23 protein-coding genes are annotated in these 22,403 nt (G+C 31.7%); 10 read left to right on the top strand and 13 right to left on the bottom strand.

Annotated elements, in window-relative coordinates:
* From VLC96_RS14090 to VLC96_RS14080, 3 genes are all read right to left on the bottom strand, one after another.
* Window positions 1-4,425: FIDD domain-containing protein (locus VLC96_RS14090; protein WP_325263912.1), on the bottom strand; the 4,425-nt coding region annotated here is incomplete at its 3' end.
* A gap of 98 nt (window positions 4,426-4,523) precedes the next feature.
* Window positions 4,524-5,360 carry an ABC transporter permease gene (locus VLC96_RS14085; RefSeq protein ID WP_325263911.1) on the bottom strand — a complete coding sequence of 279 codons (837 nt, stop codon included), beginning with the start codon at window positions 5,358-5,360 and terminating at the stop codon, window positions 4,524-4,526.
* A gap of 87 nt (window positions 5,361-5,447) precedes the next feature.
* Window positions 5,448-6,341 (bottom strand): ABC transporter ATP-binding protein, encoded by an 894-nt coding sequence (locus VLC96_RS14080; protein ID WP_325263910.1) that lies wholly within the window; start codon window positions 6,339-6,341, stop codon window positions 5,448-5,450.
* Between the two features lie 170 nt (window positions 6,342-6,511).
* Here VLC96_RS14080 and VLC96_RS14075 point away from each other — a divergent pair, with 170 nt between their 5' ends.
* Complete coding sequence (locus VLC96_RS14075; RefSeq protein ID WP_325263908.1) at window positions 6,512-7,576, top strand: hypothetical protein; 1,065 nt, start codon at window positions 6,512-6,514, stop codon at window positions 7,574-7,576.
* A gap of 51 nt (window positions 7,577-7,627) precedes the next feature.
* Here the strand turns inward: VLC96_RS14075 and VLC96_RS14070 are convergent, their stop codons facing one another.
* The 10 genes from VLC96_RS14070 to VLC96_RS14025 all read right to left on the bottom strand — a co-directional run bounded on the left by VLC96_RS14070 (window position 7,628) and on the right by VLC96_RS14025 (window position 14,512).
* Window positions 7,628-7,852: a DUF1660 family phage protein gene (locus VLC96_RS14070; protein WP_325263906.1), complete on the bottom strand. Its 225-nt coding sequence runs from the start codon at window positions 7,850-7,852 to the stop codon at window positions 7,628-7,630.
* Between the two features lie 228 nt (window positions 7,853-8,080).
* Entirely contained in the window at window positions 8,081-9,139 is a 1,059-nt protein-coding gene (locus VLC96_RS14065; protein WP_325263904.1) for a nucleoid-associated protein, read from the bottom strand.
* Window positions 9,140-9,186: 47 nt separating this feature from the next.
* Window positions 9,187-9,546, bottom strand: coding sequence for a four helix bundle protein (locus tag VLC96_RS14060; RefSeq protein ID WP_325263902.1), 360 nt, complete (start codon window positions 9,544-9,546; stop codon window positions 9,187-9,189).
* Between the two features lie 122 nt (window positions 9,547-9,668).
* On the bottom strand, window positions 9,669-10,211 hold the full coding sequence (locus tag VLC96_RS14055) for an IS1096 element passenger TnpR family protein (protein WP_325263900.1): 543 nt from the start codon (window positions 10,209-10,211) through the stop codon (window positions 9,669-9,671).
* A 235-nt stretch (window positions 10,212-10,446) separates the two neighbouring features.
* On the bottom strand, window positions 10,447-11,046 hold the full coding sequence (locus VLC96_RS14050; protein WP_325263899.1) for an HPP family protein: 600 nt from the start codon (window positions 11,044-11,046) through the stop codon (window positions 10,447-10,449).
* Window positions 11,047-11,055: 9 nt separating this feature from the next.
* The gene (locus tag VLC96_RS14045) at window positions 11,056-12,327 is read right to left on the bottom strand and encodes a chloride channel protein (protein WP_325263898.1); all 1,272 of its coding nucleotides are present in this window, start codon (window positions 12,325-12,327) and stop codon (window positions 11,056-11,058) included.
* Between the two features lie 132 nt (window positions 12,328-12,459).
* Window positions 12,460-12,849, bottom strand: a complete 390-nt coding sequence (gene gloA2 / locus VLC96_RS14040; protein ID WP_325263897.1) for an SMU1112c/YaeR family gloxylase I-like metalloprotein — start codon at window positions 12,847-12,849, stop codon at window positions 12,460-12,462.
* Complete coding sequence (locus VLC96_RS14035) at window positions 12,846-13,106, bottom strand: hypothetical protein (protein ID WP_325263896.1); 261 nt, start codon at window positions 13,104-13,106, stop codon at window positions 12,846-12,848. Before VLC96_RS14035 ends, gloA2 begins: the two co-directional genes overlap by 4 nt.
* Before the next feature lie 313 nt (window positions 13,107-13,419).
* The gene (locus VLC96_RS14030; RefSeq protein ID WP_325263895.1) at window positions 13,420-14,028 is read right to left on the bottom strand and encodes a hypothetical protein; all 609 of its coding nucleotides are present in this window, start codon (window positions 14,026-14,028) and stop codon (window positions 13,420-13,422) included.
* Window positions 14,029-14,053: 25 nt separating this feature from the next.
* Window positions 14,054-14,512 carry a DinB family protein gene (locus VLC96_RS14025; protein WP_325263893.1) on the bottom strand — a complete coding sequence of 153 codons (459 nt, stop codon included), beginning with the start codon at window positions 14,510-14,512 and terminating at the stop codon, window positions 14,054-14,056.
* 137 nt (window positions 14,513-14,649) lie between these two features.
* Between VLC96_RS14025 and VLC96_RS14020 the strand changes: the two genes are divergently transcribed.
* The 9 genes from VLC96_RS14020 to VLC96_RS13980 form a co-directional block, all read left to right on the top strand.
* Window positions 14,650-16,809, top strand: a complete 2,160-nt coding sequence (locus VLC96_RS14020) for a TonB-dependent receptor (RefSeq protein ID WP_325263892.1) — start codon at window positions 14,650-14,652, stop codon at window positions 16,807-16,809.
* Between the two features lie 201 nt (window positions 16,810-17,010).
* Window positions 17,011-17,631, top strand: a complete 621-nt coding sequence (locus VLC96_RS14015) for a hypothetical protein (RefSeq protein WP_325263891.1) — start codon at window positions 17,011-17,013, stop codon at window positions 17,629-17,631.
* Window positions 17,632-17,657: 26 nt separating this feature from the next.
* Window positions 17,658-19,016: a 2TM domain-containing protein gene (locus VLC96_RS14010; protein ID WP_325263889.1), complete on the top strand. Its 1,359-nt coding sequence runs from the start codon at window positions 17,658-17,660 to the stop codon at window positions 19,014-19,016.
* Between the two features lie 2 nt (window positions 19,017-19,018).
* Window positions 19,019-19,321, top strand: coding sequence for a 2TM domain-containing protein (locus VLC96_RS14005; RefSeq protein ID WP_325263888.1), 303 nt, complete (start codon window positions 19,019-19,021; stop codon window positions 19,319-19,321).
* A gap of 26 nt (window positions 19,322-19,347) precedes the next feature.
* The gene (locus VLC96_RS14000; protein ID WP_325263887.1) at window positions 19,348-19,662 is read left to right on the top strand and encodes a 2TM domain-containing protein; all 315 of its coding nucleotides are present in this window, start codon (window positions 19,348-19,350) and stop codon (window positions 19,660-19,662) included.
* Between the two features lie 16 nt (window positions 19,663-19,678).
* Window positions 19,679-20,071, top strand: coding sequence for a 2TM domain-containing protein (locus VLC96_RS13995; protein WP_325263886.1), 393 nt, complete (start codon window positions 19,679-19,681; stop codon window positions 20,069-20,071).
* A gap of 94 nt (window positions 20,072-20,165) precedes the next feature.
* Window positions 20,166-20,936 (top strand): LytR/AlgR family response regulator transcription factor, encoded by a 771-nt coding sequence (locus VLC96_RS13990; protein WP_325263884.1) that lies wholly within the window; start codon window positions 20,166-20,168, stop codon window positions 20,934-20,936.
* A gap of 377 nt (window positions 20,937-21,313) precedes the next feature.
* Window positions 21,314-21,790 (top strand): TlpA family protein disulfide reductase, encoded by a 477-nt coding sequence (locus VLC96_RS13985; protein WP_325263883.1) that lies wholly within the window; start codon window positions 21,314-21,316, stop codon window positions 21,788-21,790.
* 13 nt (window positions 21,791-21,803) lie between these two features.
* Window positions 21,804-22,403, top strand: a 600-nt coding sequence (locus VLC96_RS13980) for a thioredoxin family protein (RefSeq protein WP_325263882.1), incomplete at its 3' end; no start/stop codon positions are given.

The raw sequence follows: 22,403 nt of genomic DNA, 5'->3' as shown, positions 1-22,403 counted from the left end.
ATAATCATCAGCCGGCATTTGATGTCCAATATATGTTCCGTCCCAACCATTACTGGTTGCGAGAACTTGTTTAATCAATTTACCATATCGGTCATAAATGAAAATTTTTGCTGCAGAATTAAATGTTTCATCGATTCCTTTTATGTTCCAATAATCATTATATCCATCGTTATTTGGCGTGAAAAATTTAGGAATTCCAAGTACTGCCATAGTTTGATGTATTGTTCCGCAGCCATTTTTATCTTTAATGTAAAGTTCATGAATTCCAGCTGATACATTTTCAAAAAAATTAGACTCTTGAAAAGGACCATCCGGTAAGTCAATGCTATATTCATAATTTCCCTGACCAGTAACATTTGCGGTTACTGTGTTATTAGAGGAAGATAGATCTGATATGTCAACCGAATTTAAATGAGCAATATCCGAAGCTGTGATAGTAATATTTCGAGTTCTGTCACAACCTTTCGTAGTAGAAACAATTACGCTATAATCGCCTTCTTCATTAACATCGAGCGTGTAATTGTTTTCGTTCGGAATTGGGGCACCATTTTTTAACCAACTATATTTATAATCAGTAATTGGCGTATTATCTGAAATTCCAGCATCGAGAGTGATAAAAAAGCTTGGTAAATTATTACAGACAAATTGATCGTCACTTTTATTTCCATTAATATCAATATTTGGCCTTGGATTTACCTTAAGAGTAATATAAGGTCCTAATCCGAAGCAGGCATTGTCTAAATCGCTATCAATTCGTACCCAAATATCTTGTTGGTTTGGGGTTATATTTCTGTAATTAGAAGGATTTTGAATTGTATTAGTTTCTGCCAAAGCATCCGTTTCAGTAGCATAGAATTTTATACTGTAGTTTGTAGAAGGAGATGGAAGCAAACCCTGAATGTCTGAGATTACTGGACTGAAATCGAATGTAGCAATCCCATCTCTATCGTCATTTGTTAAATCAACAAAGTCATCGCAAACTTCGAGAGTTTTCTTAAATGATGAGTTTATTGATGTAGTAGAAACCAGTAGGTTCAATTCTGCTACACTAAAACAGCCGTTTGCATTTTCGACTCTGGTCCAAATAGTATTATTATTTGCACTTGTAAAAGCAATTGGGTTGCTAATTAGTGTGGTAGGATCTTTTGTATTTGCGCCAGCAAGAGTTGTATAATACGTAAAAGTTTCATTAGCAAAATTTGATGACACAAAGCTGTTTTTTTCAGTTACATTAAAGTTGGTTATGCGATCTGTATCATCATCACATTGTACAATTGATATTGGTGAATTTAGTGTTGGCAATGAAAGTATACTTAACGTTGCAGCTTCAGAAGTTAATCCGCAAGAGTTGTTGTTTTTATTTAAAATTACTCGGTATTGGTATCCATTCATTACAGGAATGACTTTGGTAACAAGTATTGAATTAGTGTTTGTTCCTGAATAAATGACGTTGTTTGTCAAATCACTCCAATTATTTCCTCCATCTGTAGAAAGTTGCCATTTAAAACTATCCGCATTGGATTCTATAGTAATCGACGCATTTTGTAATTCGCAAACTGATTGATTTTTAGGTTGTGTAGTTATAATAATTGGAACCGCTACAATATAATTATTGTTTGGACTTGTGTATCCGTCTGTCCGGCTAGTTACAATTCCGTATGCATCTACTAAAACGGGACTATTTCCTAATTGACCATCAAAATTAGGATCACTAAAACCAGCTTCGATTACATCATTACATAAGTCGTTGTCACTGTCTAAATCTATATAATTGTGATCACCATTTCCATCTGTATCGGCAATGTTATAATTTAATTTACCACTTTCAGGAACCGTTTCAATAGCATCGAATAATCCATTTGCCCCAAAAGAACTAGAGGGTCCATCTATGATTCCATCTTTGTTGATGTCAGGTGCATTGCTTCCTGATTCAACCAAATCATAGATTCCATCATTATCACTATCAAGGTCATATATATCTGCAACAGAATAAGAGGTACCATTGATATCGTTATCTGTATTAATTTTTTGAAGACCAGGTTCAAATGCATCATCTAATCCATCTTTGTTTGTATCTATACCAGAGTATGATTTAAATCCTTTTCCCTGTGCTTCAATCGAGTCTGGAATTCCGTCATTATCACTATCTAAATCTAGGAGATTGGGAACGCCGTCCATATCCGAATCTATTTTTCCTCTCGAATTTATCTGAAAAACACTTCGATTAGGATTTGTTTCAGAAAGATTGCGATGAATAAATGTAAGTTGAGTAGCAGAATTGCTTATAATACTAAACCGTCCAATATACAATGGTAAGGCAATTGCACTTTTTAATCGAAAGCGAATTTCGAATGATGAAAACTGAGTGATACCACTTTCATAAATACCGTCATAATTGGTGTCAATTACTAATTGGCCTTCGGGATCTAAAATGGTTAAAGTCTCATTAGTGGGTACTTTTAAAATAAAATCGCCATCACCATTCATATAATCTCCAGCAGGAAGCGGATTGGCTACGTCTAAAGAAATATAAGTGAAATTCAAATATTTGCTACTGTTGAAATTAAGCGTATAAGTGTTCTGTTTATCTTTTCCAGAGGGAAGTTCTGAGATGAAACCAAAAGTTGGTTTGCCAACAATTGTTCCGTCACCAGAAATGGTTGCTGTATAATCTGAGCTTAATAATGGATTTGATTGATCGACTACCGTTTGAAATGACTCAGCAGTGTTTAAGATTCCATCATTATCTAAATCAATATCAATATTGTCATTGGCATCATCATTGTCAGAATCTGGTGGACATTCACTAACAGGTATTTTGTCTGAAGAAACATCACTTAAACAATTAGATATGCTCCCTCTTACTTGGTAATAACCTGGAGTTGTTGGTGTGAATGTATTACTTGTGGCAGAGGAAATTTGTACGTCATCTTTGTACCATTGGAACGTATCATAGGAAGATAGTGTGTTTATTTTTAAAGATACATTTGGAATACAAGCCGAATTAGCCAGTGATATTTTACTTGAAACAATTTCAGGTTTCAAATCAAAACCCGAATAATAACCACCATAGGTTGCTGCACCGTTAGTTCCAAAATAAGAAACATAAACCTGTTTAGTTGAGTTTACAGCTATATTGCCAGATAAATTTGACATGCTGTACCGCACAAACTTTGTGCTTCCTTCAATGGGGATTGGAGACGAAGTAATAGGGGAGTTGTTCACAGAAACTGTAGCTCCAGACTCTGTTACAATATTTAAATTGCCATTAAATGTGGTTCCGCCAATGGATTGAATTTGGGGAATGTTGTCTACACTATGTGGAGTTGAGCAATTTATTGGTGGGACAAAAAATAAGTTTTGATTGGCTGGTGAGTTCGATCCACCAATGCTTTGATAAGCAAATAAATTTTTATTGGAAGTCACATACATAGCGCCATTACTGAATTGGCTTCCGTCCAAAACAATATATTCGCCGCTGTTTAATGTTGAAAAAGGAGTAGCATTATTACCATTTACAAAAATTTGTGTTTGGTCTTCATGTGCTATAAGTAAAACACGTTCCAGTTCATCTGTTCCAATCCCTTTTACAAAAATGTATTCTTTACCTGTTTTTTCTAGAGAAACAATTTGGTCAAAACCAACATCTCTTCCTACTGGACCAGTTACGCCATTTTGTGTTACTAATAAAGTGCTATTACTTCCTCCAAATGAGCCTGAATTAACTACAACAGGTTTGTCCGATGAAACAAGTGCTCCTATCAATTTTGCGCTATTAGAAATAACGCTACCATCATTATAATTTTGTAACGCAAGGACATAGCTTTCATTTTTGTTGAGCGTAACTGTAATTGGGCCGGAGACAAAAGTCCCATTTACAAAAACTGCACCATTTTTAATGTTTGAAATAACAACTTTGGTTCCATTTTCGGTGGCAAGTATAGATGTAAAGTTGAGTAATGTTGGATCAAAAAGCGGATTTAACATTGCGCCAAGTCGGAATGTGGTACCTAATGCACTATTCCCTTTAGAAACAAGTCCTCCAGCGTGATTATAACCTCCGGTATTGTTGACAGTTGCATTGACTCTGGCACTAACAAATATTAAATCTTCAGATTCAATTATAAACCCTTTGTTAGCAATAACTCCAGTTTGTGTAATAGGAGTAAACAATTGGGTATCATCTCCTCTTCCAACATTATATTGATATGGATTGTTGCTGCTAACAGTTCCGTTTATTACACTTCCACCGTTGGCAATAATTTTAAAATTTACATTGGTAAGACTTGGTGTTGAGATATATAAATATTGATCTTCTACTAATCCTGGAGAAGAGATTAATGGCGGAATGTAATGAGTTTTGCTAAATTGAGCAAAGCAATTTATAGTTAAAAGGATAAAAAATAAGTGTATTTTTTTTTTCATTAGTGTACTACCTTTTTAATGAGAAATGACTTTTTAATTATTTGGTCGTCTTCAAATGCTATTGTCAAACAATTTATAAAGTCATAATCTCAAATATACTACAAATCTCTGTTTTTTAAGATTTTATAGGATAGAATTAGAAAAATTCCTGTCCAAATTAAAACTATCACAATTGTAGAGAAATGTACACTATAATCTTTAAGATTTTCGACACCCATTTGTGTTCCAATGGTTTTGACGAATGAAGTTCTGCTGAAGGGTTCAACGATTAAATTTGACATGGCCTCCAATGGGAAAAACTGCGTAATATAAGCTGCCATTTTGCCTTCTGGAAAAATACTAAAGTTCAAAATTCCCTTGGCAATTCCTTCTAAAATACTCCAAACTAAAAGAAAGCCTAAAGCAAATGCTGATCTTTTTACCAATATTCCCAAGAATAAACAGAAAGAAAAGAAACCAACCAGTTTTACAAAAAAAGCCAAAAGGTAATCTAAATCAGAAAATACAATACTTAGTTCAGTATAAGAAGAAAAGCTATAGCCTAAAATTAAGGTCATTACAAAGACAAAAATCGTAGAGCATACTGAAAATAATACAATCGTTACAAATTTTGAAAGTATAAATTCTTTTTTACTCAAACCATCAATAAGGTTTTGTTTTAAAGTACCATAACTGTATTCATTCGCCATCATAGAAACAATGATAATGGCTAAAAACAGTTTCATAATTGCTGCTATATAAGTGTTAAAATGCCAGATATAAGGGAAATTAAAAATACCCATTTCTGCAATTTGGAATTTAATTGGCCCCAAATTAAAATTAACAGAAGCTATCAAGGCAATGAATGATAATAATATAAAGTAAGTCAAAGTCAAGACGCGACTGGCTTTATTTAGCCATATTTTTTGCAATTCTATAGAGAGTAATCGTTTCATAGTGGGATGATTCGTGTTTAGTCTAAGTCCTTAGTTCAAAGTCCTTAGTATGTTTTTTTAAATTTTTGAAATTGATTTTTGAAATTGCTATTGTTTCGTTAATTCTAAAAATTGTTCTTCTAAACTATTTTTACGTTTTACCAAATGACTCAGACATATATTATTTTCAAATAGAAAGCGATTCAAATCTTGAGAATCTAATTTTGATTTTAGATAGACCAAAACTTTGTTATCAGCAATAGTAATTTTATCAACAGCTGGATGAGTTTTTAAGATGCTGATCAATTTTTCAGTATCATCTGATTGCAATTCAAAGAATCCTTCATTAGCAGAAACACCATCCACAGGACCAGTATAAAGTACTTCCCCTTTTCTTAAAACCAAAACATGAGAACATACTTTTTCTACTTCGTCGAGTAGGTGAGAAGCCAATAAAATAGTAGTTCCTTTGGCTGCAATTTGTTTTATAATATCACGGATTTGATGAATACCTTGGGGATCTAATCCATTGGTTGGTTCATCCAAAATTAAAATCTCAGGATCATTTAATAATGCCGATGCAATAGCTAAACGCTGTTTCATCCCTAAAGAAAATGTGCTGAATTTACTGGTTTTTCTTTCGTTTAAACCAACTAATTCAAGTTTTTCATTGATTTTGCTGTAGTCAATGTTTTTTATTTTGCAAACTAATCTCAAGTTTTGCTCGGCAGTCATGTAGGGATAAAAATTGGGTCTTTCAATAATGGCGCCTACTTTCTTCAAAGCTTCGTGTGTTTGAAGATTACCATCAAACCAACTGTATTCTCCCGAAGTTTTATTTACCACATTAAGAATAATTCCCAAAGTAGTTGATTTTCCACTTCCATTTGGACCTAGAATACCATAAACATTGCCTTTTTTTATTTCTAATGAAACATTTTTTAAAGCCTGAAGGCCGCCATAACGTTTATTGAGGTTGTGTATTGAAAGAATTGTTTCCAAAGTATATCGATTTTTTGTATAGGACGTATAGGTACGGTTTTTGTTACGCTTAGTGGTGTGAGTTTTGAGGGTTAAAGGGTTCTATTTTTCTAAGTAACTCAATAACTTAGCGACTCTGTACCTTAGTAACTCCACAATTTTAATGTAAATTTGCAACAAAATTATTTCCAATGAGTGAGAAGTTAATGGTTTTTAAAAAACCTACCTATCCAATAAATGACAATTTGTTAAATTATCTGGCACGATACGACCGAATTTCGAAAGTACCTATCGTTTATGATGATTTATTGCGTTTCTCGGGTGCCATAAATGTTTTCGATAAGAATAATGTTGATACTTTGTGGATTCGTGTTTATTACAATGAATTTGAACGGGCAGAAATAGATTTGACATTAAAGAAAATTTATTCTCTACTTCATTCTGATGGTAATTCTAACATTATAAAATATCTAAATGTTGATTGTATAGATTATTGCACTTTTGGAAATTCAAAACCTTTTAGAATAAAAATCAGAAATATTCTAAACGATAATTATACTCATTTTTATGTAAAAAAAGCCGATGCTTCCAGAGTGTATGGTTTAGAACTAGAACATCTTTTGTCGCCTGACAAAATGAACTACCTTATTTACAAAGAGACTCTTGTTGAAGAACATATCATGGGAATTGCTGGAGATGTTTTTATAAAAGAAAATCTTAAAAATTGTAGTGAAACCGAAAAAGCTCAAATTTCAAAAGAGTTTGTAAAATTTAATGAGCGAAGCATGATACGTCTTTTAGGCGATATGAGGGCTTACAATTATGTTGTAATTCCAATTCACGATTTTGATCAAGTAGTTTATAAAATTAGAGCAATTGACTTTGATCAGCAATGTTTTGAAGGTAATTTAAAAGTTTATCGTCCACAGTTTTTCAAAGAAAATTATCCTATGATAATGTTGATTAAAGATAAACTAAATGTGAGTTCGATAGAACAATACAAATACGAGGAAAGAGCTTTACTGGCAAAAAGAATCATTTCCGCTGGTAGTAGAACTGAGCGGTTGATGGAGGTAATGGCTGACGATGTTATTTCGACTGAAGAAAATTTACAGCGTTTAAAATTGGAGCTTTATAATTATACTTTAGATCTTAATTTTAAAAAAGCAAAATCTATGGGTACAGTTATGGCTGCCGCTTTTGAATATATAACGCGAAACTTTAAAAACACAAAAATATTTGAAAGCGATATCTAAAAACGCTCTATAATGTTTTTGGTTTTTTTGGTAATAAGTTCTTACGAAAAATTATATAGAATGTAAATGCTTACGATTGTGGTGGTTGAATAACGTTTCGTTAATTTCTTTTAACTGAGGAGTTAGAAATGTTTTTCTATCCTGCAAATCATTAGTTAATTCTACATTACAAACAGTGCATTTGTATTCTTTAAAATGGCTTGTTACGTTTCTAACAGTAACAATTTTGTGTCCGAAGATTGAACAGGCAGTACGTTTGTCAACAAATTTTGACATGAAGTTTAAAAAGCTCATAACACGGGGATTAAATTTGAACAAAAATATATAAAAAAAATATAAGTATTCAAATTTTACCGTTAAAATGCACTTTTTCAGCGTATAAGAAAATTAATTCTTACAATATCGTTTACTTTTTTAAAAACTAAATGATTTATTGTTAAAAAAAATCCTCAACTGAATGAACAATTGAGGATTAAATGATGTAATAATCAAATTATGAATTGATTATGATTTTTGTTCTTTGTTAAAATAAACCAGATAATAATACATCTGTTTTTCTTCATCCCAACCTTTTTCTACAAACTTCTCTGCACTTTCAGGATTGATGAAATCCATTTTGATTTGAATATTTGTATCTAAATTGATAACATTCTTTATAGATTTTCTTGCATCACTTACAGCAGCGTTAGCGATTGGAAAAGATGTTACATCTTCAATACTGTATTTCTCACCTTTATCTTGTTTGTAATTTTTGAATTCAGGTATTAAATCTGGATTGTCTATTACTTCATTTAAGAAATTTGATTCTTCAAATTGATCGTTTTTGGCAAAATAATTTACTGAACGATTCATAAACATTACCTCTTCTTTTTTGTCTTCGGCAGGGAAAACAACGTCTTTGGCAAAGCTTTGACAAAATTTCAAGTATTTCTTGGTGATGAAATTTTCATCTTCAAAAGCATCAACTGACAAGAAATGCTCCAACCAATATCTTGCATCATAACGATTACTGTCAACGGATAGAATTTTATATCCTTCTTCTTTCTTGTAATTGAAGATTAAGCAACCTTTGTCCAGTTTGTTCAAACTTACACCATGTTGCAAAATCATTTCCAGTTGTGTTCCTTTTTCTTCAAACTGTAAAAAGTCTGATTGAATTTCACTTTTGAAAACACCAATAGCATCTACAACATTATTATCAATACTTAAATTGGTCAAATACGTCACATATACTTCACCGTTTTTAATATGAGGGTGATTAGATTGCTCAAAAAGATGTTTGGTTATCTTTTTGGAAACATCATGCAAACTACTTGGATTGTTAAAAATCTCTGTAGCATATTTGAACATGTCATTGTAGTCCAAATCTACTTCATGTGCAAATTGAAAATAGTTTTCTTCTTTTTCTTTGAAAGATTTAAAGAAAAACTCCTTCATCAAAGGCACAATTTCGTCATTCAATTTAAAAGGTTCTTCCGATAAAAAAAGAGGCTCGTTGCGACTCATATTTCCCACACGATGTATGGATAGCGTTTCAATGTGCGTGTTGTATAAGTTGATCATTTTTTTTTGAGTTTCTGAGTGGCTAAGTTTCTAAGTTTCTGAGATTTTTAATTGCTTTCTTTTATTTTTTTTATGAAAGCAATCAGCATTCTTTCTACTTCTCTACTATCCTCATATAAGTTATTAAATTTTTCTTCTTTTAAAAAGTCTATGTTTTTTGCTATTTCCAATTGAGTTTGCAACTCAAATAAAGAACCAACTGAAATATTAAGAAATCGTAACAATTCGTTTTTACTCTCTCTTCCATAACCTTCAGCTATATTACTTGGTATAGAAATGGCACATCGTCTTAATTGGGATGTTAGAACGAAAATTTCTTCCTTTGGAAATATTTTTGTGTTTTCGTAAATTTTGGTAGTTAATGACATTGCTTTTTGCCAAACTATAAGCTTCCTAAAGTTGCTCATTTTCTAAATGTTCTAAGTTAGTAGGCTTCTAATTTACAATTTTTAAATAAAAAACCTACAATTTTAAATACTTAGCAACTTAGTATCTTAGTATCTCAGCAACTTAGCAACTCAAAAAAAACTTAATTCCAATTCTCTTCAAATCCATAATCTTCAAAGCTATCGTCACCTTCAAACATGTCCAGGTCATCTTCGTCTAAGTCGTCTTCAAATTCTCCATAGATATCATCATGCATATCATCTGCTTCAAAGTTTTTCTCCAAAGCTTCAGCAGGCATTTCTCCGTGAGAAAATAAAGTTTCAGGATAAGTATTACCAACAACCTGATCTTCAATAGCTGCTAATTCTACTAAGAAAGTCCACATATTGATGAAATCGTAAACGTATATAATCTTAGTGTTTTCTTTGTCTAAAATGTCAGATAATTGGTAGTCACTCATGATTTTTTGTTCACCCTGAACATCTCCAGTATCAAAAAGTGAAATTTCATCCTCTTGATTCCAAGTTTCATCGCAAGTATAGAAAGAAGCTACTTCCATTCCGTCAAAACCAAATGAGTTGAAAATAGCGTTGTGTAAATCTTCTAAAGTGTCCTCTGCAAGTATTGCTATGTCTCTAAAAATGTCTTCCTCGGCATCTAGAATGACTCTGAATTTATAAACCATAATCTTTGTTTTTATTGAAAGAGCAAATGTAAAGTTTAATTTTAGATTTCATATGCTGATATTTATTGTTTTTTTATTGCGCATATGTAATTGGCAAGTACTCAATATGTAATTGATATGTAATTGCAGTTTTGATCATTTCAAGTTTCAGAATCGGGATTTGTTGAAAAGCTTTTAATCAGAAATAATCGATGATGAAAAAGTTGGAAAGACACTGGCTTAGAAACTCAGAAACTTAGTTGCTTAGTAGCTTTTTTGCAATCCTCTTTCTAAGCTTATGGTATTTTTTATGGGTTGGATAATATCTGTTTGCTGTCATGTTATTAAAAACTAAGGCAACAAGAAGTAAAATCAAAACACCAACCAAAACAGGGGATAAGACATACGTATATCCTAAGGCTTTTATCTTGTCAGAACCAATAATAGCAATAAGTGCTGTAGCTCCTCCTGGAGGATGTAAGGTCTTAGTAATTTGCATCAAAATGATAGCCAATGAAACGGCCAAAGGAGCAGCAATCCAAATGATATCCGGTGCTAGTTTATGAACTGTAACTCCAACTAATGCCGACACCAAATGTCCACCAACCAAATTTCGGGGTTGTGAAAATGGACTTTGAATAATTCCATAAATCAACACACTTGAAGCTCCAAATGAGCCAATTAGATAAACAGCATCATTTCCTTTAAAGTGGATCGATTGCACGTAAGCTAGAATTCCAATGCCAATAAACGATCCCAGGAATGACCAGAAATGCTCTTTGTAATCAATTAAAGTTTCTCTGTAAAGTATGTATTTTGTTTTACGATAACTGCGTTTAATCTTTTGAATAGGCATGGGGGAATCTTATTTTACTAAACTTGGTGAATAGGTGTAAACTGTAAATGGGTAAATCATTTTTGCTGTATACTTAGAAATAAGACATACTACTAAAATTGGCAAAAACAAAGTATAATTATTAGTCAGTCCGCAAACCAAAAATATAGCTGTAAATGGTGCATGAATACTAGCGCTAAGAACAGCAGCCATACCTATAATTATAAAATTTAGAGGAATTACATTTGCACCCAAAAAGGTATTCAAAAGTAAAGCCAGCAATAATCCCAAAAAGGCACCAATGAATAGACTTGGCGCAAAAACGCCACCATCGCCACCTGAGGCTAAAGTTGCTGAGGTAACGATTGGTTTCAAGATTAAGATTCCGATAAAAGTCATTACAAGCGATAAAGTGAGTTTTATTTCGTTTGGGTTAACAATAATTTGTTTGATAGCATGATAACCTTCACCATAAAGTTGAGGAAAAATCAATAAAGACGCACTCAAAATACAAGAACCTATGATAATTTTATAATAGTGAACATTTATTTTAGAAAATTGACCTTTAAAAAACAATACACATTTTGTTAAATACACAGAAATAGATCCGGATAAAATTCCTAAAAGAATGAAATACGGAATTGATTTTAAGTGCCAAGTAGTGATATCTACTGAAAATAATGGCTCTTCTTTTAATATATAAATAAGCACAAATGCTGTTGTTACAGCAATTAAATTACTAACTAAGAAAGAACGTGTGATTTTTCTTGAAATCACTTCTAAAGCAAAAAGAATACCGGCAATTGGGCTACTGAATAAAGCTGTGATTCCGGCAGCGATTCCAGCACAGATGAATTCTGTTTTGTATTCACTAAAGATATTTTGTTTTCTATGTGCGACCGAACCAATAGTTGCCGAAGCCACCACTGTAGAAACTTCAATTCCAGTAGAACCACCAAAAATAACTGTCAATAATCCATTTACGAAATGGGATGAAATTTTAGAACTCGCTAAATTATGTGATTTGGAATTGGTGCTTTCAAAAATTTCCTTGATTCCTTTATTTTCTTTTTTCTTAAAAATATATTCTCGCAGAAAATAAATAACAGACAATCCAAAAATTGGAAATAACACATAATAAATCGGATTTGTGGTTGCTTGTTGCGAAAATATTTCCTCGTAATGTTCAGTTAGTTTCTTTAAGGCCAGACCCAAGAATGCAGAGAGAAAGCCGATTAATATTGAAACTATAGTTAATTTTAGGAGTTTTTGAAATTGAAAATTTCTAATAGTTGAAGTCATCTTCTTTATTTAAGCCTTTGCTAAGGGGGTTATTTTTTTCAGGATTACAAATTTAAATAAAGGAAATTGTATTTCGGACATTTTGGTATTTATAATAACATAGTTTTAAGATTTCTTTAAGAACAGCAATTTTTATTTTTCGTAAAACTCAATTGGCGTATTATCAGGATCTGCCATAAAGAAAAATTTCTTTTGAGTGAATTCATCGATTCGTATTTCCTCGGCCACACAACTTTGACTGATAATATATTTTCTGGTTTCTTCAACATCATTTACCTCAAAAGCTAAGTGGCGCAATCCAGCGGCTTCTGGTCTGGATGGACGTTGTGGCGGGTTTGGGAAAGAAAATAATTCGATGATATAGTGGCCGTTTAAAGCCAAATCTAGTTTATAAGAAAGTCGTTCTTCGCGATAGATTTCTTGTACGATCGTGAGTCCTAATACTTCTGTATAAAAATGCTTAGATTTCTCATAATCCGAGCACAGAATGGCAATGTGGTGAACTTTGTTTAGTGTAATCATTGTAGAAAAGTCATTTGAGGAAGATTTGCATTTGGATTTTGTTCCAATGCTTTGAAATGTAATTGGTCAATTAAGATTTTAGTTTCTTCTATCGAGTTTATTCTGAAGAGAAACAACACTTCATTTTCATCATCAATATTTTGCCAAATATGTTCTAAATACATTCCTTCAGAAGCATGAAAAGCCTTGTCTTTTTCTAATTGTCCTTTTATAATTTCAAAAGGAACATTTTTGAGTTTTGCTAATAGGTGTGGCATGGATTTTTAAAGTTTTTTTTCAAAGATAGATACTAGATACTTATTGTTAACGCGTTGGGTGAAATTATTTTTTACCACATAGAGACATAGAATTTATAGTTTTAAAAAAGAGTTAAATAACCGTTTCACTTCTCACATAGATTGGCTATGTGGAAAATAGTGCTATTTCTATTCGTTCCTTAATGATTTGTTATTAAATCTATGTTTCTATGTGGTTAATTTTTTCATTTTTAGAATTTCACCCAACGGGTTATTGTTATTATTTATATAGATTATTTTTTGAATGGCATATTTTATCTTTCAGAATCGAATATTAATTGTCTAAAATTTTATTTTTTATCATTTCGATATTTTTTATAGAAGCAACTGGAGCAATTTTTATGGTTTTAGAACCTTTTGTTACATAGAAATAATATTCGGTATTTGAGTTTATTATGTACACATTTTCAGATTCTCCTGTGTTATAACTGAGTTTGTAATCGTATTCTAATTTGTTAGTTTTGATTTTTTTGGAAATAAAATAACCGCCGGCTAAACCATATCCTAAAAATATAGACAGTAAAAACGAGGCAAGAACTCTTATTGTTATTGATATATACTGCTGCTTTTTATCTTCTTCTGATAAACCTTTTTTTATTTTGTCTAATTCGAAATGCTTTCTTACCCAAGCCTTGTGTTCATATTTTAGTAGCATTTGTGGTAAATAATAATGAAATATAAAGATTGATACGATAACAATTAATACTATTGGATTTGAAGTGAGTGTAGCTATAGGACTAATTAAAATATCCATAATTGATGAATAAGTCAAAATATTAATTCCTATCTGATAAAAGAATACACTTTCTTTTAGAATCCCCATTATTATCAGAAAAATGTAACCTAAAGGCAATAAATGCTCTATCTTATCAATGTATTTCATGTGCATATTTTAGTATGATATCCTTTTAAAGAAGTTTTTTCAAAAGCACAATTTGCCCCAAATGATAAACATCATGCTGAATAATTCCGTGGATATGTTCGTAATAAGTATGATTGTTATTTGTGTATATTTTTTCGAAATGAGCATCATCAAAATCGGCTAAAAAAGCACTCCATTGTTCTTGCGATTTTGCCAGATTCTGTAATGACTGCGCCCAAGCAACTTCTGATGGATCTATAACCGGCACAAAATAATTATGATCCGGCGTTATTATTGTTTCTCCCTGAACACGCTTTAAAATATTTCTTCTCCACTGAATGAGATGATTCACAATTTCCCAAATCGTGTTTAAGTTGGGATTTATTTTTCTGTAAGCTTGTTCGGCATTTACATTTTCTAAAGTTTTTGCTAATGTAACTTCCAACCAGGGTTCACCATCATAAATGGATTGATACAAATTTGATATTCTTTTGCTTTCTAACATGGTGATAATGTATTTGTTAACTTAGCTAAGATACAAATAAGTATTTTACAACTCATCCGCAAAATTATACAATTGAGTTACTAAATTTATTTTAACCAAAATTGCCAGAATACATTTGTGACATCAAAATCAAAATTATGAAAACCTTTTATTTACTATTATCTATTTTATTTAGTCTTACACTTTTGTCGCAAAATACTATTTCGGGTAAAATTGTCAACGAAAAAGGAAAACCAGTTTCTGGTGCCAATGTTTATATCGACGGAACTTACGATGGTGCTACAAGTTCAGAAACAGGAGACTTTTCTTTTGAAACAACTTCAAAAGGGAATCAGTTTTTAATTGTAAGTGTTTTAATTTATGATACCTACAAACAAGAAATTGATGTTGCTAATTTTAAAAATCAAACTATTAAATTGAGAGAAAATGTAAACGCACTTGATGCCGTTATTATCACCGCTGGAACATTAGAATCTGGCGGAAAAGCCAGAGCTTCGGTTTTGAAGCCTTTAGATATTGTAACCACAGCAGGTTCTGCGGGAAATATCGTTGCTGCTTTGCAAACCTTACCAGGAACACAAACTGTTGGTGAAGACGGACGTTTGTTTGTTCGTGGTGGTGAAGCCAATGAAACACAGACTTTTGTTGACGGAATTCGTGTGGCTCAACCTTACGGCGCAACAACTAATAATTTACCTACCAGAGGCCGTTTTTCGCCATTTTTGTTTAGTGGAATCGCCTTTTCTACAGGAGGATATTCTGCTGAGTATGGAGAGGCTTTGTCAAGTGTTTTGCTTTTAAACACACAAGATGAGCCCGATCAAAACAAAACGGATATTTCTTTAATGACTGTTGGTTTAGGTGTGGGAAATACCCAAAAATGGGAAAAAAGTTCGTTGAGTGTCAATACTGCTTACATCAATTTGGCGCCTTATCAAGCTATAATTCCACAAAATGTAGATTGGAATAGTCCTTTCCAATCCCTGTCGGGCGAAACGGTATATCGCTATCATTTTACAAACGGAATCTTTAAGTTGTATGCCGCGTTTGATTCTTCTAAATTCGATATAAATCAGGAAAATATCAATTTTGAAGATAAAGTAAGAACCGATTTAAACAATAATAATTTTTATTTGAATTCCTCTTACAATGGTGTTTTTGGTACGGGCTGGCATTTAACTTCCGGTATAAGTTATGGTTACAATAATAACAAAGTGAAATACGATGTAAACGATGTTGACAGCAGAGAAAATGCAGCTCAATTGAAATTGAAGTTGAGAAAACATTTCTCTAATTATTTTAATCTGTCTTTTGGTGCCGATTATTTTATTACAGATTTCAATGAAGATTTTGATAATAATAAAGATCTAAAAGCCTCAAATGGTTATGATTCGAATATTGCCGCATTTTATACCGAAGCTGATATTTTATTTTCTAAAAATCTAGCATTAAAAGCTGGTTTGCGACTTTCAAATAATAGTTTATTAAACGAGACTAATCTTGCTCCAAGAGTTTCAATTGCTTACAAGGTTTCTAAAAGTGGTCAATTTTCTTTCGCTTACGGAGATTTTACGCAAACTCCAGTTGTCGACTATATTAAATATTCAAAATATCATCAGTTTGAGAGTGAAAAAGCCAAACATTATATATTGAATTATCAATTTACAAAACCTGGACAGACTTTTAGAGCCGAAGCTTATTATAAAGATTACAGCAATTTGGTAAAATATGACACGAGAGATATTCAGTATAATTCATTCTTTAATAATAATGGATCAGGTTATGCAAAAGGGTTGGATTTGTTCTGGAGAGACAGTAATTTGTACAAAAACTTAGAATATTGGATTTCGTATTCGTACATTGATTCGGAAAGAGATTATAAAAACTTCCCAACTATGGCGACACCAGATTTTGTTGCGAATCATAATTTATCAATTGTGACCAAATATTTCATCACTGACTGGAAATCGCAAATTGGATTTACAAATAGCTTCAGTACAGGGCGACCTTATAATAATCCAAATGAAATCAAATTCATGAATGGAAAAACCAAGTCATACAATAATTTGAGTTTTAATTGGGCGTATTTATTGACTACACAAAAGATTCTATATTTCTCTGTTTCGAATATTTTAGGCAGCCAAAATGTTTTCGGGTATGATTACGCAAGAGTGCCTGATGCAAATGGTGTTTACAATAGACAAGCGGTTACGCCAACAGCAGATCGTTTCTTTTTTGTTGGTTTCTTTTGGACAATCAGTAAAAATAAAAATGATAATCAGTTGAAGAATCTTTAAAAGAGTTGCTAAGAACTTAGAATCTTAGTCTCTCAGAATCTCAGGATCTTTTAAAAAAGCAATTCATCCCCAAAAAACAACAATTCAGTATATATGAATTTTAAAAGAATAATAACCAACATACATTTGAACTATAAATTAATCACCGTTTCAATCATCGAAAAATAACTTAGTAACTAATTAAAAAAAAAACTAGAAATCATGTTAAAAATCATCACAACAATTGCCGTTTTAATTAGCAGTTTAATGTCTGCACAAACACAATTTGAACAAGGAATGGGACAAGCTTTCGGACTTTGGAAAGAAGGAAAAAACACAGAAGCTTCGGCTATGTTTGAGAGAATCGCTTCGGCTGAAAAAAATAGCTGGTTGCCTAATTATTACGTTGCTTTGGTGAATACTACTTCAGCTTTTACAGAAAAAGATAAATCAAAAATTGATTTGTTACTGACAAAAGCACAAGATGCTCTGGATGTCGAAATGATAAAAGATCAAAACAATTCAGAATTATATGTGATGCAGGCTTTGATTTATACAGCTTGGGTGGTAGCAGATCCAATGACAAATGGCATGAAATATTCGGCAAAAGTAATGGAGGATTATGCTAAAGCAAAAGCATTAAATCCGAATAATCCAAGAGCAGTTTTTGGTGAAGCAGATTTTCAGTTAGGTGGAGCAAAATGGACAGGAGTGGATACAAAGCCATTGTGTGTTCAGGTTGATAAAGCTGTTGAACTTTTTGCTACTTTTAAACCGGAAACAGTTTTCTCTCCAAAATGGGGACTTGAAAGAGCTTTGGAAGTTCAAAAAACTTGTAAATAATTACTAATAATCTTAACCTACTTATAATGAAAGACTATAGAAATACTTTTGGAAATTTTAGAAATGGAACTATTATGTGCTTCAAGATTTCTATGTTTTTCACTGTAATATTCTCTGCTTTTCTTGGTGCCGATTTAACTGTAAAAAATGTATTGCTTACGTTCTTGTCAAGTTGTATTTATTCTTTCGTGCTAGGTTTTGGAAATGGCTTTCTTAATGTTCTTTTGGACAAAAAATGGGACTGGCTCGAACAAACAAATCTGAGAGTTTATTACGGAATTCTGATTACAATTTTGTACACAATTCCCGCTGTTTTAGGCATTAATTATATCATTTTTGTCATTGTTCAAAATGTTCCTTTTAGTGATTTTTTTAGCGAGAGAATGATTTGGATACATCTTTTTTATGTTATTCTATCCTTAGGAGTTTCGACTTTTATGCAAGCCAGAAGTTTCATGGTAAAATGGAAACAGGCTTCAAAGTCCGAAGTAACACAACAAAAAATTATAGCAGGGACAGCCAATGCAAAATTCGAAACTTTAAAGAACCAAATAGACCCGCATTTTTTATTCAATAGTTTGAATGTGTTGAGTTCATTGATAGAAGAAAATCCAGATAATGCGCAACGATTTACAACTTCATTGTCTAAAATTTACCGCTACGTATTGGAGCAAAAGGACAAAGAATTGGTTTCTGTTGCAGAGGAATTATCTTTTGCAAAAACGTATATGAATCTGTTGAAAATGCGTTTCGAAAACAGTTTGTTTTACGAGCTTCCAGAGGCGTTAATTAATGACGAGGCTAAAGTAGTGCCGCTTTCGCTACAGTTGTTGTTAGAAAACACCGTAAAACACAATATTGTTAGTGAACAAAAACCTTTGCATATCCGAATATTCATCGATGGAGATTATTTGGCTATTCAAAATGATTTACAAAAAAAAGAAGTATTGCAAAGCAGGCAAGGAGTAGGATTACAGAATATTGTTGATCGATACAGTATTATAACCAACAGAAAAGTACTGATTGAGCAAAATGAAAAAACATTTACCGTTAAGATACCAGTTCTGACAAAACAATTAAGTATTATGGAAACAAGTGCAGATTATAATGATGAAAACAAAGCTTATTACAGAGCTAAGAAAAGAGTTGAAGAATTAAAAGGATTTTACGGAAACGTAATTGCTTATTGTTGTGTAATTCCCTTTTTGATTTTTATAAATTTAACCTATTCTCCGGGTTTTCAATGGTTTTGGTTTTCGGCTTTAGGCTGGGGATTTGGAATCGTAATGCATGCTTTTAAAGTCTATGGTTACAGCGCAGAATGGGAGGAACGAAAAATCAGAGAAATTCTTGAAAAAGAAAACAATAAACAAACCTGGAAATAAAAATGGAACCAAATTATACAGAAGCAGAACGTTATTATTATGCTCGTAAACGAGTTATAGAGATCAGGAAATTTTATCAACATTTGACTGTATTTGTTCTTTGTAATCCAATTATAATCGTAGTAAATCTGATGACTTCGCCAGGGTATTTATGGTTTTTATGGAGTCTATTTGGTTGGGGAATTGCTATTGTTTTACATGCTATGAAAACTTTTAATTTTTCTCCTTTTTTTGATAAGGAATGGGAAGAACGAAAAATCAGAGAGATTTTAGATAAAGAAAACCAGAGACAAACTTGGAAGTAGTTGAAACATCTTAAATAACAGAAATCATGGAAAATAATTATAATTATAATGACGAAGAGGATAAATATTTCTTAGCAAAAAAGAAAGTTGAGAATATTAAAGGTTTTTATGGAAATCTTACTGTTTTTATTGCAGTAAATATTGTGTTGATTTTTATTAATTTATCTACTTCTCCAGATCATTTATGGTTTTATTGGCCATTAATGTGGTGGGGATTGGGAGTTGTTTTTCACGGATTGAAGGTTTTTGAAGTATTTCCCGGCTTCGGAAAAGAATGGGAGGAGCGAAAAATCAAAGAATTAATGGAAAAAGAAAAAGAGAATAAAAACAAATGGCAATAATTAAATTCAATATAAAATGAGACGATTTAGCAGAAATATGTTCGCGTATGAACCAGAGGAATTTAGTACAGATGAGAGTTATAATATCGCTTACAGAAAGGTAAAAAGAATAAAAGGTTTTTACAAGCATTTGAAAGTTTATATAATTGTAAATATAATAATTATCTTATCAAGTTTAAATAGAGGTGGTATATCTAATTTTAAAAATGATGTTGTTACAAATTGGTTTCACACAAGTGGATTGTTAGAATGGCATACTTATTCAACTGCTCTTTGGTGGGGATTAGCTTTAGCGATACATGCTATGAATGTTTTTGGTCCTGATTTGTTTTTTGGTGATAACTGGGAAAAAAAGAAAATTCAGGAATACATGGAAAAAGAAAAAAAAAGTGCCAATAAATGGGAGTAAGAAAAGTGGTCAGTAATCAGTTTTATAATATTCAGTTTTACTTCTTATTTAAATATTATACTTTAAACATTTTTAAACTTCAAACAATTTTTAAATGACCACAATTATAATTGAAGACGAAAAACCAGCAGCAAGATTATTGCAACGCAAACTCGAAAAATTAAATATCGAAGTAGGAGTGATGCTTCATTCTGTTGAAGAAGCCTTGAATTGGTTTTCCAAAAATGAGCATCCAGATTTGATATTTTTAGACATACAATTATCAGATGGTTTGTCCTTCGAAATCTTCGAAAAAATCAATATAAAAAGTGCCGTAATTTTCACAACGGCTTATGACGAATATGCACTAAAAGCATTCAAATTAAACAGCATCGATTACCTCTTAAAACCCATCGATGAAGACGATTTGGAAACGGCAATTTTGAAATTTAAAGACCGTTTTGAATCGTCTCTTTCTGTTCCAAAAAATTCTCTGCAATTGGATTTCGAACAGATCAAAAAAATGTTTGCAAACCCTTTTGAAAAAACTTTCAAAAAAAGATTTACTGTCAAAATAGGGCAGCACCTCAAAGTCATTTCGACAGATGAAATCGAATGTTTTTTTAGTGAAAATAAAGGGACTTATATTCACACTTTCGACAATAGAAATTATTTAATTGATGGAACTCTTGAGCTTTTGGAACAAGAAATTGACCCTGCAGATTTTTATAGAATCAGTCGAAAATTTATTATTTCTTTAAAAGCAATAAAAGAAATTGTAGTCTACAGCAACTCAAGATTGAAGATTATTTTACCAACTTATAAGGAAGATGAGGTAATTGTAAGCCGGGAAAAAGTATCCGATTTCAAAAATTGGATTGGTTAGGCACAATTTAAAATTATGGTTTATATAAAATGTTATAAACTACTGAATATATGTATTTTAATTGTTTTATATAGATTTTGCTTATAATGCACTATTGATGTAAAATTCTTTCAAATAATAAAGAGTAAATTGATTTTATAAAAGACAAATTTTAATTATTCCTGAATTTATATTTTTTAAAAATAATGCTCTCATATAAAATTTAGCTGTTGATAAAATAAAATCGCTTTTCTTATCAAAACTAAAATCCCATTTCATTTGGGATTTTTTTTGACTTTGATTTTAAGAGTCAGATTGATAATTTTTTGTTAAGCACTTGCCAAATTTTTTTTAAAGATTGTACATTCGTTAAGTCAACTATAAACTAATTTTTCAAGATGAAATATTTACTCTATTTAATTTTTCCGATTCTGTTTTCGAATATAATTGTTGCTCAAAAAGTAGCGACTTTTGATAATTATACCACTTTAGAAAAAGAAGTTTTGAGTGACAAAAACACCATTTATGTGGTCAATTTTTGGGCAACTTGGTGTGCCCCTTGTGTCAAAGAATTACCCCATTTCGAAAAATTAAATTCGGAAAATAAAAGTGTAAAAGTAGTGCTGGTAAGTCTGGATTTTAAGAACCAATTTGACACAAAATTATTGCCATTTTTGGAAAGAAAAAATATTCAATCTAAGGTGGTTTTTCTCTCTGATAAAGATTATAATACTTGGCTTCCGATAGTGAGTAAAGATTGGTCTGGATCGATTCCAGCAACACTAATTATCAAAAACGGGAAGAAGATTTTTGCCGAAAGAATTTTTTCTAGCTATGAAGAATTAAACGAATATGTAAACAAGAATATTAACTAAAACCCATTTTATTATGAAAATTGTATCTTCTTTTTTAGTGGTGATTGCTACTTTTATTTTTTCTGCTTTTACTCCAGATGCTCCAACACCTTATAAAATTGGTGATAAAGCCACGGATTTTAAATTAAAATCAGTTGATGGCAAAACGTACAGCATGTCTGATTTTAAATCAGCAAAGGGCTTTATAGTGATTTTCACCTGTAATCATTGTCCTTTTGCTAAAAAATATGAAGACAGAATTAATGACTTAGCGAAAAAATACAAACCACAAGGCTATATTCTATTGGCAATAAATCCAAACGATCCGGCTTTAGAACCAGATGATAGTTTTGAATTAATGAAAGTTAGAGCTAAAGAAAAAGGATTTGTTTTCCCTTATTTATTTGATGAAGGTCAAAAGATTTATCCGCAATATGGAGCTACAAAAACGCCACATGCTTTTTTATTGGATAAAAATCTTGTTGTAAAATACATTGGCGCGATAGATGATAACGTGGATAGCGCAAGTGAAGTAAAAGAAAAATATCTTGAAAACGCTATAGCTGCTCTAGAAAGTGGAAAAACCCCATCGCCAGAAACTACCAAAGCTATTGGCTGTTCAATTAAAGCAAAG

The sequence above is a fragment of the Flavobacterium sp. genome (assembly GCF_035456085.1).
Taxonomy (GTDB): domain Bacteria; phylum Bacteroidota; class Bacteroidia; order Flavobacteriales; family Flavobacteriaceae; genus Flavobacterium.
The sequence above is the reverse complement of the archived record's forward strand: the minus strand, read 5'-3'. Positions and strand labels throughout refer to the sequence as shown.